The 14,364-nt window shown below is 59.8% G+C and carries 12 protein-coding genes; 4 read left to right on the top strand and 8 right to left on the bottom strand.

Annotated elements, in window-relative coordinates:
• Window positions 1-14: 14 nt before the first annotated feature.
• Window positions 15-1,340 (bottom strand): flagellar protein export ATPase FliI, encoded by a 1,326-nt coding sequence (fliI, locus tag HK439_RS13920; RefSeq protein ID WP_190292116.1) that lies wholly within the window; start codon window positions 1,338-1,340, stop codon window positions 15-17.
• A gap of 371 nt (window positions 1,341-1,711) precedes the next feature.
• Between fliI and ctrA the strand changes: the two genes are divergently transcribed.
• Window positions 1,712-2,404 (top strand): response regulator transcription factor CtrA, encoded by a 693-nt coding sequence (gene ctrA / locus HK439_RS13915; protein ID WP_153771958.1) that lies wholly within the window; start codon window positions 1,712-1,714, stop codon window positions 2,402-2,404.
• A 144-nt stretch (window positions 2,405-2,548) separates the two neighbouring features.
• On the opposite strand, the gene HK439_RS13910 is transcribed toward ctrA, so the two are convergent.
• The 7 genes from HK439_RS13910 to HK439_RS13880 form a co-directional block, all read right to left on the bottom strand.
• Window positions 2,549-3,421, bottom strand: a complete 873-nt coding sequence (locus tag HK439_RS13910) for a CheR family methyltransferase (protein ID WP_190292115.1) — start codon at window positions 3,419-3,421, stop codon at window positions 2,549-2,551.
• Window positions 3,418-4,626, bottom strand: a complete 1,209-nt coding sequence (locus tag HK439_RS13905; protein WP_190292114.1) for a protein-glutamate methylesterase/protein-glutamine glutaminase — start codon at window positions 4,624-4,626, stop codon at window positions 3,418-3,420. Before HK439_RS13905 ends, HK439_RS13910 begins: the two co-directional genes overlap by 4 nt.
• Window positions 4,627-4,652: 26 nt before the next feature.
• Window positions 4,653-5,018: a response regulator gene (locus HK439_RS13900; RefSeq protein WP_190292113.1), complete on the bottom strand. Its 366-nt coding sequence runs from the start codon at window positions 5,016-5,018 to the stop codon at window positions 4,653-4,655.
• Window positions 5,019-5,059: 41 nt separating this feature from the next.
• The gene (locus HK439_RS13895; RefSeq protein WP_190292112.1) at window positions 5,060-5,542 is read right to left on the bottom strand and encodes a chemotaxis protein CheW; all 483 of its coding nucleotides are present in this window, start codon (window positions 5,540-5,542) and stop codon (window positions 5,060-5,062) included.
• Window positions 5,539-8,292: a chemotaxis protein CheW gene (locus HK439_RS13890; protein WP_190292111.1), complete on the bottom strand. Its 2,754-nt coding sequence runs from the start codon at window positions 8,290-8,292 to the stop codon at window positions 5,539-5,541. Before HK439_RS13890 ends, HK439_RS13895 begins: the two co-directional genes overlap by 4 nt.
• Before the next feature lie 133 nt (window positions 8,293-8,425).
• Window positions 8,426-9,070, bottom strand: a complete 645-nt coding sequence (gene chpT, locus HK439_RS13885; RefSeq protein WP_190292110.1) for a histidine phosphotransferase ChpT — start codon at window positions 9,068-9,070, stop codon at window positions 8,426-8,428.
• 101 nt (window positions 9,071-9,171) lie between these two features.
• A complete protein-coding gene (locus HK439_RS13880) occupies window positions 9,172-9,573 on the bottom strand; it encodes a YHS domain-containing (seleno)protein (RefSeq protein ID WP_190292109.1) in 402 nt (133 codons plus the stop codon).
• A gap of 337 nt (window positions 9,574-9,910) precedes the next feature.
• On the opposite strand from HK439_RS13880, the gene HK439_RS13875 reads away from it, so the two are divergent.
• The 3 genes from HK439_RS13875 (at window position 9,911) to HK439_RS13865 (ending at window position 14,355) form a co-directional block, all read left to right on the top strand.
• Window positions 9,911-10,435, top strand: coding sequence for a DUF1134 domain-containing protein (locus HK439_RS13875; protein ID WP_235987886.1), 525 nt, complete (start codon window positions 9,911-9,913; stop codon window positions 10,433-10,435).
• A gap of 177 nt (window positions 10,436-10,612) precedes the next feature.
• Window positions 10,613-11,848, top strand: a complete 1,236-nt coding sequence (locus HK439_RS13870) for a hypothetical protein (RefSeq protein WP_190292108.1) — start codon at window positions 10,613-10,615, stop codon at window positions 11,846-11,848.
• A 257-nt stretch (window positions 11,849-12,105) separates the two neighbouring features.
• A complete protein-coding gene (locus tag HK439_RS13865) occupies window positions 12,106-14,355 on the top strand; it encodes a multiheme c-type cytochrome (RefSeq protein WP_190292107.1) in 2,250 nt (749 codons plus the stop codon).
• Window positions 14,356-14,364 lie beyond the last annotated feature (9 nt).

The following is a 14,364-nucleotide window of genomic DNA, read 5'->3' as shown; positions in this document are numbered from 1 at the left end:
CTAACAGGAGCATCCTAATCCGGAGTCATTTCCAAAAGGTTGGCAAGTTGAAAATAACCTTCATCTAAAGACGTTGATTCGTCCTTGCCCTGATTCAGAAAGGTCTCCATCGGTTCAAATCGCAGGATCGCCTCGTCGACACCCGGGTCCGATCCCTTGCGATACGCGCCCAGGCGAATGAGTTCTTCCATGTCCGTATAGGTGGACAGAAGCTGTTTCGCCTTGCGCAGAACCGGCAGATGCTCGTCCGGCACGCAGCGCGGCATGGTTCGCGAGACCGACTTTAACACATTGATCGCCGGATAGCGCCCGCGTTCGGCAATCGCACGCTCCATGACGACGTGTCCGTCCAGAATTCCGCGCACCGCATCCGCCACCGGCTCATTGTGGTTGTCGCCCTCCACCAGAACCGTAAAAAGGCCGGTGATCGAACCGGAACCGGTCCGTCCCGGCCCTGCCCGCTCCAGAAGGCGCGGCAATTCGGTGAAGACCGTCGGCGTATAGCCCTTGGAGGTCGGCGGCTCGCCGATCGACAGGCCGATCTCCCGCTGGGCCATGGCGAAACGGGTGACGGAATCCATCATGCACAGCACGTTTTCGCCTTCGTCGCGGAAATGTTCGGCAACCGTCATGGTCAGATAGGCCGCCTGGCGGCGCATCAGCACGCTTTCATCCGATGTCGCGACGATGACCACCGAGCGGGCGAGGCCTTCCTCGCCCAGGTCATCCTCGATGAATTCCTGCACTTCGCGTCCGCGCTCGCCGATCAGGCCGATGACGGCAACATCGCATTTCGTATTGCGGGCCAGCATGGACATGAGCACCGATTTGCCGACCCCGGAGCCGGCGAAAATACCCATGCGCTGGCCTTCGCAGCAGGTCACGAACGTATTGAGCGCCCGGACCCCGAGGTCGAGAGGCGGCCCGACCCTCGCCCGCTCGGACGCTGGCGGCGGCGAACTTCGCAATTTGCGAGGCGTTTCGCCTCCGGCCAGTTCGCCCTTGCCGTCGATCGGTTCGCCCATGGCGTTCACCACCCGGCCGAGCCAGGCATTCGACGGATGAGCCACGCTGTCCCTGGAACTGATGACCGCCTTGCAGCCCATGCGCACGCCTTCCAGACCGGAGAACGGCATGCACAGGGCATGCCCCTCCCGGAAACCGACGACTTCGGCCGGAACCTTGGGGTTATCCTCGCCGCTGTCGATCAGAAGCCTGGAGCCCACGCTCATCTCGTGAATCGGCCCCGCGATTTCCACAAGCAGCCCCTGGACGGCGACCACACGCCCGTAAATTTCGGTCGGCATCAGCGAATCGATGTCGGCAAAAAGCGACTTCAATTCAAATTCCTTTCAGGAGTTAACGAGTTTGGTAACGGATCGTTTACGTCTCTGCTTAATGTTAACGTTTGGAACGCCGAGAGGCGAGCGCCATTTCGAAGTTCAAGGGCTTTGTGGAAATGAGTCTGAATGGAGTCGAGTACACCGATTTCCTAAAGTGAAACTTTAAGTATCGGGAATCCTGATTTTTTATGGGGATTCAAGATCTTGGGTGTTTTTCACAGATTCGTTTTTATAGAGCTTGCCGCTATGAATCAGAATTTGTTAACCATTGATCTCTAGCTTTGAGTCGGGGTTAACACAGTCCTTCGTAGCAGGCACCGACAGAGCCGTTGCGACTTGCCCAGGAAAGGCAACAAAAGGGGATTGGCATGCGTGTATTGTTGATTGAGGATGACAGCGCGACTGCGCAGAGCATCGAGCTGATGCTCAAGTCCGAGAACTTCAACGTCTACACGACAGATCTTGGCGAGGAAGGAATAGACCTCGGCAAACTGTACGATTACGACATTATTATGCTGGACCTGAATCTTCCGGACATGTCCGGATACGAGGTCCTGCGCACACTGCGTGTTTCGAAGGTCAAGACGCCGATCCTGATCCTTTCTGGCAACGCAGGCATCGAGGACAAGGTTCGCGGTCTCGGCTTCGGGGCCGACGACTACATGACCAAGCCGTTCCACAAGGACGAACTGGTCGCCCGGATCCACGCCATCGTGCGCCGCTCCAAGGGTCACGCCCAGTCGGTCATCGTGACGGGCGATCTCAAGGTCAACCTGGACACCAAGACCGTCGAGGTCGGTGGCCAGCGCGTGCATCTGACCGGCAAGGAATACCAGATGCTGGAGCTGCTTTCCCTGCGCAAGGGAACGACGCTGACCAAGGAAATGTTCCTCAACCATCTCTATGGCGGGATGGACGAGCCGGAACTGAAGATCATCGACGTGTTCATCTGCAAGCTGCGCAAGAAGCTGGCAGCCGCCACCTCCGGCAAGAACTACATCGAAACCGTCTGGGGCCGCGGCTACGTTCTGCGCGAACCGGAAGTCGAACAGGCCGCCTGATCGGCACCTGCACGTCCAGGAAATTCAAGACCCCGCCCTTTGGCGGGGTTTTTCGTGTTCGGACCGCACCGCTCCCGGATACGGCAACAAAAATGGCGGCCCTGGGGCCGCCATTGGTATTTGTCTATCTCGATTTGATGGCAATCAGCGCTGAAGGCCGGCCGTGGCAAAGGTCCTGGGCGCAGGACCGGCCGTCGTCTTGGCGGCAACATTTCGCTGAAACAATCCGCGTTTTCCGGGAACCGGCTTGAAGGCATCCGTCAGCCCGACGACCGTTTCCGCGGCACCGAGAACGAGATAGCCGTCTTCGGGAAGGCTTTTGGCCACTCGGGCGAGGATTTCCGTCTTCGTCTGCTGGTCGAAATAGATCAGAACGTTCCGGCAGAAGACGATGTCGAACTCGCCCAGATGCGAGAAGCTGTCCAGAAGGTTGAGCTTCTTCCATTCGACCATGGCGCGCAGGCCGGCATTGATCTGCCACAAGTCGCCCTTCTGGTCGAAATATTTCAACAGCATCTGGATCGGCAGGCCGCGCTGCACTTCGAACTGGCTGTAAAGACCGGCCTTGGCCTTGTCCAGCACCTCGTTGGACAGGTCGGTTCCAAGGATCCGCGTCCGCCAGCCGGCGATCCTGGCCTGTGCTTCCTTCAGACAGATCGCCAGGGAATAAGGCTCCTGACCAGTCGAGGCGGCCGCGCACCAGATCTTGATCAGACGCGTCTTGGCACGCCGTTCCAGAAGGCCCGGCAGCATCGTGTCGTTGAAGTGCTCGAACGGCGTCTTGTCCCGGAAGAAGAAGGACTCATTGGTCGTCATCGCTTCCACGACGTCCGTCTCAAGCGCCTTGTTCGTGCCCTTCTGCAACACACCGATCACGGCGCTCAGCGTTTCCAGTTTGGAACTGCGGGCAATCGGCAGAAGACGGCTTTCGACCAGGTATTGCTTGTCATTCGACAAAACCAGACCGGAGCGTTCTTTCAGGAATTTTTTCAGGAACTCGAACTCACCCGGTGTCATCTGGTATTCCCTTTGAGAACTCGACTGACTTTCGGTCCGATCTCCGAAAGCGGCAGGACGTCGCTGCACATTCCGGTGTGAGCCGCGGCGCCGGGCATGCCCCAGACAACGCTGGACGCTTCATCCTGGGTGATGATGCTGCCGCCGCCGGCGGCAATCGTCCGCACCCCGTCCGCACCGTCATGGCCCATGCCGGTCAGGATAAGCGCCAGGGTCGCGGAGCCGTAAATCTTTGCGACGCTGTCGAACAGGGGATCGACGGCCGGCTTGCAGAAATTGACGGGCGGGTTGTCGTTCAGACGGATCTTGACCGCTCCGGCGTCCTTTTCCAGCACCATGTGCTTTCCACCCGGAGCGACGTAAATTTGTCCGGGCTTGAGGACATCGCCATCCTTGCCCTCGGCTGCCGGACGCAGGGCCGCCTTGCCGACATGTTCGGCGAGGATCGCGGTAAAGGTCGGCGGCATGTGCTGGGTAATCACGACCGGCACATCCTGGATCGCCGTTCCGATCGATTTCATGACCACTTGCAGGGCCTGGGGTCCGCCGGTGGAGGAGCCGATCGCCAGAATGCGGGGCTTCACCGCGGAATAGGGGCGCAGCTTGAACGAAGCCGCAGCCGGCGCAGCCGGTTTGGCCGCGCCGCGAAAAGCTTCACGGGTATCGGGAAGCCGGCTGGCCGGGACCGGTGCTGCAGTGCGCCCGGCCGTCGTTTCGGCCCGCATCCTGTGCGCAGGACCGCGCAGGCGCCTTGCCCGAAGTCCGAGCGCCTTGACCTTGTCGATGAGTTCACGACGGAAATCGACCGACGTCGTCACTTCCGACGTCGACTCCGGTTTGGGCACGTAGTCGGCAGCGCCCAGGGACAAGGCCTTCAAGCTGATTTCTGCGTTCCGGCGGGTCAGCGTCGACGCCATGATGACGACGAGATCGCGCTTCTTCGCCAGCATCAGCGGCAGGGCGGTCATGCCGTCCATTTCCGGCATTTCGATATCGAGAACAACCACATCCGGATTGCTTTTCAGGATGTCGTCCACTGCCAGCTTGCCATTCCGCTGGGAACTGACCACGGTCAGGCCGGGAGCATCATCCAGCCAGCGGGTCAAGAGCCCCCGGATGACCACCGCATCATCGACCACCATCACCCGGATGGGATCGCTATCCTGACTTGCCCCCGTAACGGAGGTCTTCTGCGCAAATGCCATCTACTAAACCCGAACGCACGATACTGTTAGATGAGGCCAACTTCCTGAAACTTCGCTTCCACGATCTCGCGGTCAAAAGGTTTCATGATGTACTCGTTGGCGCCTGCCCGAATTGCCCGGGCGATATGCGCAACATCGTTTTCTGTGGTGCAGAAGACGACGATCGGTTTCTCGCCGCCCTCCTCGCCACGCAGGCTCGTCAGGAACTCCAGGCCGTCCATGACCGGCATGTTCCAGTCCAGCAGGATCGCGTCCGGCATGCTTTTGCGGCATTCATCCAGCGCCTGCTGGCCATCTTCCGCTTCCGTGATCTGAAAATTCAGATCTTCCAGAATTCTGCGGGCGACCTTCCGGATGACGCTCGAATCGTCAACGACAAGGCACTGTTTCATCGGGTGTAACTCCAGTTTCGACCAGCCAGCTGATCACAGCGTTATGCAGCAACCATCGGCTGTTCGGTAAACATCGCTCCGAGCAGCCGATCGACATCCAGAATGACCATGAGCTTGCCTTCAAGCCGATGCACGCCACCGGAGATTTCAGCCCAGCGCTTGTCCAGATTGGATGGATTTGCCTCGGCCGAGGCAACCGGCAGGGTCAGGACTTCGCCGACCGAGTCGATCATCAGGCCGTAGCTTTCGTGCTTGTATTCGATACCGACGGCCATCATCTGGCCCTCTTCCAGGGGCGGCAGATGCAGCCGGCGGCGCATGTCGATGGCCGTCACGATCCGGCCGCGCAGATTGAGAACGCCGGCCACTTCGGGCGCCGAAAGCGGCACGCGCGTGACGCTCTCGGGCACGAACACGTCATGCACCTGGGAAATCGGCAGGCCGAACAGCTGTCCGCCGATAACCACGGTGACATACTGGATCATGTCACTGCCAGTGGTGACTTTTTTTTCCAGCACAGTCATGCTGCTACTCCCATTTCACCGGAAAACACATCTTTAAGGGCCGCGATCAGGCCCGGACGGTCGAATTTCGCGACATAGTCGTCGAAGCCCGCCTGACGGCCGCGCTCGATGGAGGCCGGCGTGACCATGGCGGACAGGGCCAGGACCGGAATGTTCCGGAACCGCGGATCGCGCCGGAGCGCTTCGCAGAACTCGAAGCCGTTGATTTCCGGCATCTCGATATCGCTGACGACCGCATTGAACTTCGCGCCGTTTTCAAGCAGCTCGAAGGCATGGCTTGCGCTGTCGCAGGTCGTGACATCGTAGCCGGCGGCCTTCAGCACAGGCGTCAGCATGTTGCGGAAGAAGGCGGAGTCGTCGACGAACAGGACCTTCTTGGTCAGGGCCTCGATGTCCATTTCCTTGCGCATGAACCAGTCTTCAAAGGCCTGCGGCAGGTAGTAGCCGAGGTCGATGATTTCCGTCGCGCGCTCCTTGATCACCGCGGATCCGAGGATACCCGGGCGCTCGGAGCCGACCTCGATGTTCATGCGGTCCTCGACGATGTCGACGATCTCGTCAACGACGAGGCCCATGGAACGGCCGCTGTCGGAGAACACCAGCATCGGCTGTGTGCCTTCGGTCTTGTGGTGATCGCCGTCGTTGACATAGACGAGCGGCATGAGCGCACCGCGGTACTGAACCAGATCCCGGCCGTTGGAGCGCTCGATCTTGGAGACCTCGAACTCTTCCAGGCGGGTAACCAGCGAGAGCGGAACCGCCTTGGGCTCCGGTGCGCCGGCACGGAACAGAAGCAGCGAAATCGACGACTGATTGGTGTGCGCCTTTTTCGTGAGATCTTCCGCTTCCTCTTCGGACTGCTCCGCCACGGCGCTGGATGCATGGCTTGCCATGGCGCTCGCCACTCCGTTCGGATCGATGATCATGATCACCGAACCGTCACCGAGAATGGTGTTGCCGGAGAACATGGTCAGGTTGCGCAGCATCGTGGACATGGGCTTGACCACGATTTCCTCGGTATGGAAGACACCGTCCACCACGACACCGAAGGTCTGGCTGCCCACCTGCATGACCACGATGAAGCCGTTGTCCGCATCGATGGCGTTTTCGACGTTTTCGCCTTCGTAGATGCCCAGCAGCTGGGACAGATGAACCAGCGGCAGCAGCTTGTTCCGCAGGCGCAGAACCGGGGTATCCTTGATCCGTTCGATCCGGTGTTCGGAATTCGTCTGGACCCGGACCAACTCCACCACGGAAAGCTGCGGGATCGCGAACCGGTCGCCGCTGGCTTCGACGATCAGGGTCGAAACGATGGCCAGCGTCAGCGGGATCTTGATGGTGAAGGTCGTGCCCTTGCCCGGCGTCGAGCGCAGGTCGACGGTACCGCCAATCAGTTCGATGTTGTTGCGCACAACGTCCATGCCGACACCGCGGCCGGAAACGCTGGTCACTGCGGCGGCGGTGGAGAACCCGGCCGCAAAGATGAACTTGTGGACCTGGGCGTCCGTCATCTTGTCGAATTCGGCTTCGGTCGCCAGGCCGCGTTCAAGGACCTTCGACTTGATCTTGCCGACGTCGAGACCCTTACCGTCGTCGCGGACCTCGATGATGATGTGACCGCCTTCATGGTAAGCGGCAAGGGTAATGGTTCCCTTGTCCGGCTTGCCCGCGGCCCTGCGGTCGGCCGGCATTTCCAGACCGTGGTCGGCGGAATTGCGGACCATGTGGGTCAGCGGATCCTTGATCATTTCAAGGACCTGGCGGTCGAGTTCGGTATCGGCGCCGATCATTTCGAGTTCGATCGGCTTATCCAGTTCCTGGGAAAGGTCGCGAACGATACGCGGCAGTTTCTGCCATGCATTGCCGATCGGCTGCATGCGCGTCGCCATGACGCCCTCCTGCAGTTCGGCCGTCACATTCGACAGCCGCTGCAGCGGAACCTTGAATTCGCTGTCTTCGTGACGGCGGACGATTTCCAGAAGCTGGTTCCGGGTCAGCACCAGTTCCGACACCATGGTCATCAGATGCTCAAGGGTATCGACCGCCACGCGAATGGACTGGTTGGAAACGGATGACCCGCCGCCGGACTTCTTGTCGCCGTCGGCCTTCGACTTGTCCGCAGTCTTTGCGGCAGCCTTTTCCTTGACCGGGGCAGCCTCTTCCACGGCATCCTCAACGATCGGCTCCGCGACGTCTCCCTCGACTTCCGTTTCCTGGAAGGCGCGCTCAAGTTCGTCGAGAGAAACCTCGCCGGGACGCAGGGGGCGTTCCAGGGTCTGCTCGGGCAACGTATCGCCTGCGGCTTCCTCTTCCGGGGCGGCAGCTTCGGCTTCCGCCTCGTCTTCCTCCGCTCCGCCGGCTTTCGCCGTGTCGGCGCTGGTGGACATGCGTTCCATTTCGGAAATCAGGTCGCTGTCGTCGCCTTCCGGTTCCTCGCCTTCCGCCGCTTCAAGGTCGGCCAGGATCTCCTTGATCCGGTCGATCGACGTCAGGATGATCGACACGGCCTCCGGCGTGACGGGCGCTCCGTCACGGAACTTGCCCATCAGCGTCTCGGCAGCGTGTGCGATGCCTTCAAGTCGAGGGAGCCCCAGGAAGCCGCACGTGCCCTTGATCGTGTGCACGAGGCGGAAAATGTTATCGAGGATTGTCGCGTTGTTCGGTTCCTGCTCGAACTTTACAAGTTCAACGTCGACAACATCGAGACTTTCATTGGTCTCAGTAATAAATTCCCTGAGGAGGTCGTCCATGGCCTGCTCTCACCCGACTGTTTACTGGTTCCGCGCCTCGAAGAGGCGGCTGGACCGACATGTCCATGTCGAAAGGGTGAAGCGAAACAGTTAAGATACGCTGAAGCGCAAAAAGAGTTTTTCTTTCTATATTCTATGTATCCATGGAGGCGGTAATTTTTACAAGGTCTTCATCTTTATCAATATCAAGCTTCATTCCGCTTTCCCGGGCGAGAAGAAGCGCATAAATCGGCTGCACCGAATGGGCATCGACACGTTCGGGCTCTTCCCCCGACAGTGTTTCCTTCATGCCCAGCGGAATGCGCGGATTGAGACCCTTGGCGGTCAGGATGAATGACGGAGCGGACGGCTCGCCTTCCATCTCCACCTTGATTTCACCACCGCGCGGAACGCACTGGTTAGCGATCAGAATAAGATTCAAGAGAAGTTTGACGAAATTTTTCGGCATCAGGTGCCGCTGCACTTCCCAGACGAGGTCGGATTTCTCGTTTTCCATGAACCCGGTCGCGACCACCTGCGCATCGCCCAGATCGATCTCCGCGCCGGCGGAGCCTGCCGCACCGAAGGCAAGCCGGGCGAACTGCAGTTTCGCCGAAGCCTGGCGGGCGCTTTTGCGGATCAGGTCCATGGCGAATTCGCGCATGTCCTCCGACCCTTCCTCGTCCAGAACCTCCAGCCCGTTGGTGATGGCACCGACCGGGCTGATAATGTCGTGACACACCCGGCTGGCAACGAGGGCAGACAGGTCAAGCGCGGAAAGTTCTTTAAGTTCGGGCATGGCTATCCAAGGCTCTTTCGGCGAACTGATGCCAACTGATTCGTTAACTGTGTTTTCAAGGGATACACACGACAGGCATCAATGCCAAGCCGCAGACAAATTCACAGGTTGGGAACACAGCCAGTTTTCTGTGCATTTGCTTCCGCTTCCTCCAGCAACTGCCGTTCATTGACGAGAAAAAGGAAACGGTTGACCTCCGAATGGAAGAAAAGCAGCTTTCCGCCGACGATGGCGAAGATGAAGGGATTTCCCGCCGTTGCGAAACCGTCGGTCAGGGCATAGGCGCCGCACGCGGCAAACAGCGGAGCGTAAATCTCAGGGTTTTTCTTGAAGGCCGCCAGATTTCCCTGGTTGACGAACACCCACTCCGCACCTCCCCACTTGTAGGAGAATTTCCGGTTTCCCTGGCGCGGACGATGATCGACGAAATAGGAAACCGGATCGTGACCGCCGATGGCATATCCCCCGATGGGATCGGGAACGAAAAGCGGCGGCCGAGCCATGCCCCGCTCCATTCCGGAAAAAAGTCCGGCTCCAAAGAAGATAACCGCCATACAAAGGAGCGCGAGCCTTAACCTCGTCCTATTTCCACTCCAGTTTTGCATTTACCCGGACTATGCGTTTGGCTGTCTGTACTGGCGAATCAGTCGCACAGCGCAGACACTATAGCACCGGCAAAGAACGATCCCGGTTTATCGCAGGGCATCCTGGAAAGCCTGCCCTGTTCCATTGAGGAGAACGCCTTCCATGTCAGCAATGCCCAAAGCCAAGATCCTGCAAAGTCTGGCAGCCTTCATGGTTTTAGGTGCGGTCATCGCACTGCCGCGACTTCCCGGAGCCATGGATACCGGTGAAGCGCACGCGCAACCGCCGGAGCAGGGACAGACCTACGGCCAGGACCAGATCGTTGCCACCGGGCACAAGTTTTTCGGCTCCGTTTCAGGCGGCCTTGCCTCGGTCGTGGAAAATGCCTTTTCCAAATACGGCGAACCGAACGGCTATATTCTTGGAGAGGAAGGTGCCGGCGCGATCGTTGCCGGGGCCCGCTACGGCGAAGGGCACCTCTATACCCGCAACGCGGGCACCCACAAGCTTTTCTGGCAGGGGCCGTCCGTCGGATGGGATTTTGGCGGAAACGGCGACCGGGTGATGATGCTGATCTACAATCTGCCGACCGTCGATGCCATGTATAAGAGATACGTGGGCATCAACGGGTCCGCCTATCTTGTGGGCGGGGTCGGCATGACCGTGCTGTCCAACAACGAGGTCTTCGTGGTTCCCATCAAATCCGGGATCGGTGCCCGCCTGGGTGTGAACATCGGGTATCTGAAGTTCACCGACAAGCCGACATGGAACCCGTTCTGAACGGAGGCATGACGCCGGTTTCAACCGGAAATGACGCAGGGGACCCGGCAGGCAACGGCGCAAATCGTTGCTCTCCGACAGTGCCTCGTTTATTGATGACCGATGATTTGATGTCCTGCATGTGATTTGGAGCCGGTCGTGATCGAAGCGGCAATGTTCGTTGCACTCGGATTTTTTATGGCCACGCTCCTTGGCCTGGCAATCCTGCCTGCCGTCTACAGGCGTGCCGTCCGGCTCACCCAGGAAGCCATGAAAGCCGTCAATCCGTCCACGTACGCGGAAGTCCGCGGAGCGCAGGACCATGAACGTGCCCAGCATGCCCTGGCCGTGAGGAAGGTGGAACGGGCCCTGGACAAGGAGCGGGAAAATGCCGTGACGTTCCGCCTGGAAGCCGGCAAGCTGGCCGCCGAGCTGGTCAAGGAAAAGTCGAAACACGAAGCCGAACTCAAAAGCCTTCGGCAGGAATTCGAAAACGAGGACAGGAAAAAGTCCAAGGACAGGCAGAGGCAGGCGGAGCTGCAGGCCGAATTGGAAACGGCCCGCCAGAAACTGCACGAAACCGAACAGGCCCTGGCCGCCGCCCATGCGGAAGCGGATGTGCTCAAGGCGAAATCAAACGACGACAGCGGCTGGTTGCCGGCCGAAGACACGATGGCGCTCGCCACGATCACCGGTCTTGAGTCCCAGATTTCCACGCTGAAGGCGCGCCTGGCGAAATACGAAGGCGGCGAGATCCCTATCCCCGACGTGCATCTGGAGACCGGCGCGGCAAAGCTCCAGACCATCGTGAAAGACCTGGAAGCGAAGTTGGTCGACGCGGAGACCCAGTATATTTCCGCGCAAGCGGAAGTCGCCCGGCTCACGGTGCAGATCGAAACAGTAGACCTGCCGCACGATGACATCGTGGAACGGCTGGAGCGCGATCTGAAATGGGCCGAAACCGAAAAGGCACGCCTGACCGCGCTGACCCGGGACCGCGAACGGGCGTTGCGCAGAGCGCAAAACCACATCATGCGCCTGCGTCAGGACCTGAACGCAACCCCGGCCCTTGCCGGCCTGCGCGAAGAGCTGAAGGACCTCGGCAAGCGGATCGCCGACCGCGGCACCGGCACAACGCCGGGAAAATCCGAAACAGCGAAAAAGCAGGCTGCCGGCGAGGGCAAGACGCCGGCCAAAACAGACCGCCGGAAACCGGCCGCAGCGGAAACGGATCAGACGCCCAGGCCAGGAAAAGCCCGGAAAACAGGGGCCGAAGGCGAACAGAAAGCGCAAACGCCGGTCAGTGCCCTTATCGGACGCATCGTCAAGTCGAGCCAGGCGAATGCCGAAAGTGAGCCGGAGCGGGGCAGCGCGGCCGGGTCCGGGAAAGAATCCGACGCCGGTGCCAAAGACAAGAACCGGGACGTCGCATAGACCTGGGAACCTCTAACGGCTTCCGCGGGACGAAGCTGCCCGTATTTCGGGCGGACCGCCTGCGCCTGCGGCACCTGTTCGCTGCCGGGCATTTTTATTGTGGCTGTAGCGCCACAATGTTGCCCCGACGGAAATATTATGTTCCAAAGAACCGTGTTTATTGCTTTTATCGTTTTGTCGGTTTCACGCTCGTTGTTATTTTCAGCATCGGAAAACGCGTAAGTCGGCAATGAGGGGCCACAAAAGACGCGGATACAATGATCACTTTTTTCGGATACCGGTTCCGCTGCATTCACTTGTCTGTTGGCGGACTGCTTGCCCTCAGCGCGGTATTGCCAAATCCGTCGGCAGCCGAACCCGCCTCGTTGCCCATCCATCACGGCCTTCGCTCCGATGCCGTGGCGCAGCTGGAAAATTACGTTTCCGGCCTCGACCGCCGCAAGAACGCCCCGATCGTGCTGGCCCAGAGCAATCAGGATCCGCTTCTGGAGGATCCGGCTGCCAAGGACGACAGTCTTCTGGACAAGTCATCGGACGACACGCTCCTGAACACGCCGGACGACACGGCAAAACCGGATTCGGACAATCTGCTTCCAGGCGGCGACAGCGACAATCTCCTGGCGGCGCCCGCCGACAGCGGCGACGACCTCCTCAATTCCAGTGACGGCGGCGGCGATGACCTGCTTTCGGGCGGCGGTGGAAGCGGCGACGATCTTCTGAACGCCGGCGGAGGCGGCGACGACCTGCTCCAGCCGAGCGACGAGGACAACCTCCTTCTGCCCGGCGGCGGCGGGCTGGAAACGGCGGAAGAGAACAAAAAGAAAGAGCCGGCGGTCACGCAGCAGGCCGCAAATGACGCGCACGAGAAGCTGTTTCTGGAAAGCAAGTATCCTTCGGCCAACACCTGCGCCACCTGCCATCCGCGCCAGTACGAACAATGGTCGGGTTCCCAGCATGCCTACGCTCAGCTGAGCCCGGTCTATATGGCCATGCAGACCGCCATCAACATCAAGACCAGCGCGACCAACGGCGATTTCTGCATCCGCTGCCACAATCCGGTCGGCATGAACCTGGGCGAATCCCTCTACGTGACCAACCTGGACCGGACGCCCACGTCGCGCGAGGGGATCACCTGCGTGGCCTGTCACCGGGTCAACAAGAACTACGGCAAGATCAGCGGCCGATTTGCCCTGCAGCAGGGCGATATTTTCTCCCCGGTCTACGGTCCGACGGGCAACAAGGAACTCTCCCGGGTCCTGAACCATCCGGAAGAATACCGGGTCTCCACGTCGAGAGACGATCCCGGCCGCAGCATCCATACCCAGGCCAAGAAGTTCTTCACTCTGACAAAACCGAGCTTCTGCGGAACCTGTCATGACGTGACCCTCTTGAACGGTTTCCGCCTCGAGGAAGCGTTTGCCGAATTCAAGCAGACGCCGGCGGCCAAGCGCGGCGAAACCTGTCAGGACTGCCACATGGGCAGGATCCAGGGCGTCGCATCCGGCTACGATTATGGTCCCGCGGCCGTCGTCGGCGATGTGCCCACAAAGAACCGCAAGCTCACCAACCATTCCTTCGCCGGGCCGGATTACTCCATCATTCACCCGGGCATTTTCCCGCACAATGTCGAGGCGGCCGAGTTCAAGACACTGCGCGAATGGCTGCAGTTCAGGTACTGGGAAGGCTGGGGAACGGACAAGTTCGAGGACAAGGTTTCCGACAGCTACAAGTTCCCGAAAGCCTGGCAGTCCATCGACGACCGCTACGATGCCCGCGCAATTCTCAAGGTCCAGTTCGAACGTCTGGCGAAAATGCGGACGCTGCGCGAACAGGTCCTGCGCAACGGCTTCAAGCTGAGCGACATCAGCATCCTCCAGAGCGACCGGAACGGCCTGAAATTCTCGGTGGATGTGCGCAACGGCACCGACGGCCATTCGGTGCCGACCGGTTTCGATGCCGAACGGCTGATCTTCCTGAAGGTGACGGTCAAGGACCGGCACGGAAAGATCATCTACGTCTCCGGCGACCGGGATCCGAACGGCGATGTCCGCGATTCCCACTCTCTTTACGTCCACAACGGCGAGCTGCCGCTCGACAAGGATCTGTTCAGCCTGCAGTCCAAATTCCTGGTCCGCATGCTGCGCGGGGGCGAACGCGAACAGGTGCTTGCGATCAACACCTCGACCGATGTGCTGCCCTTCGTCCGTCCCGAGCCGCGCGCGACGACGATCTACGGGCGCCCGCGCGGCGCACGCAAGCACAAGCAGACGATCGATCCGAACTCCAGCCGCACCGCCACCTACAAGATACCGGCCGACAGGCTGAAGCCCGGGGAGACCTATTCGATTTCGGTCAGCCTGATCTCCCAGATGGTGCCGGTCAATCTCATCGCCGCCATTCAGGGGGCAGGCTTTGACTACGGCATGAGCCCTGCCCAGATTGCGCGGCAAATCGTGCGTGGAAGTTCCGTCCTCTGGACGCGCCGGTCAAAAGTCCGGATCGACTAGGGGGCTATG

The sequence above is a fragment of the Roseibium aggregatum genome (genome assembly GCF_014692675.1).
GTDB classification, from domain to species: domain Bacteria; phylum Pseudomonadota; class Alphaproteobacteria; order Rhizobiales; family Stappiaceae; genus Roseibium; species Roseibium aggregatum_C.
Note: the sequence above shows the minus strand (reverse complement) of the source record. Positions and strands in the feature narration are given on the sequence as shown.